Raw genomic sequence first — 642 nt, 5'->3', positions numbered from 1 at the left:
CGTGCTGTCCTTGTCTCGTCTGCACTTTTTTTTTTTCAAGCGGCCGCCGGCATACGCGTTCAGCCCCGGTGTCGTGGTCTCGGCGCTGCCCTCTTCATCGTTACACGCCCCTTCCGCCCGGTGCGAATTCACGTAAATGGCATTCCGCAAAACATAGAGGGGCGGCATCCGACCGTCAGGCAGTGACCTTGATGCCGATCAGTCCGACGATCAGCATGACCACAAACAGGGCCGTCTTGGGTGTCATGGCGTCTTTGAACAAAAGGACGCCAACCGGGATGCTGCCTACGGCTCCTAGGCCCGTCCAAATCGGATAAGCCAGGCTTAGCTGTATATGCTTGGTCGCCACCCCCAGCAGGAGGAAACTGGCCACCGAACCGACAATGGTCGCCAGCGTGTACCCAAGGTGGGAAAAGCCGTCACTGAGCTTCATCGTGGTGGACCAGCCCACTTCCATGATCCCAGCCAGCAGCAGATAGACCCAAGGCATATTGCCCCCTATGTTTCATTGCCCACGTCCACCCGGGCAACAAAAAGGGCCCGTTCCCATGTCTCTTCACAGACCTAACGAGACATGGCAATGGACCCTGGGCACCCGGTGGCACCACTTATTTCCGTTATCGCCCACGACCCTAGCACACC

1 protein-coding gene is annotated in these 642 nt (G+C 58.1%); it reads right to left on the bottom strand.

Going from position 1 to position 642, the window contains the following annotated elements; genetic code table 11:
* Window positions 1-175: 175 nt before the first annotated feature.
* Window positions 176-490 carry a DMT family transporter gene (locus tag CRD60_RS08310; RefSeq protein WP_113860797.1) on the bottom strand — a complete coding sequence of 105 codons (315 nt, stop codon included), beginning with the start codon at window positions 488-490 and terminating at the stop codon, window positions 176-178.
* Window positions 491-642: the final 152 nt, after the last annotated feature.

Origin of the sequence: Bifidobacterium aemilianum, from assembly GCF_003315635.1 — a bacterium.
Taxonomy (GTDB): Bacteria; Actinomycetota; Actinomycetes; order Actinomycetales; family Bifidobacteriaceae; genus Bifidobacterium; species Bifidobacterium aemilianum.
This window is presented reverse-complemented; position numbering and strand designations above follow the sequence as displayed.

What these genes read in the sequence shown, in the direction of transcription:
- CRD60_RS08310 (WP_113860797.1), bottom strand. Translation starts at nt 490, where the DNA reads ATGCCTTGGGTCTATCTGCTGCTGGCTGGGATCATGGAAGTGGGCTGG.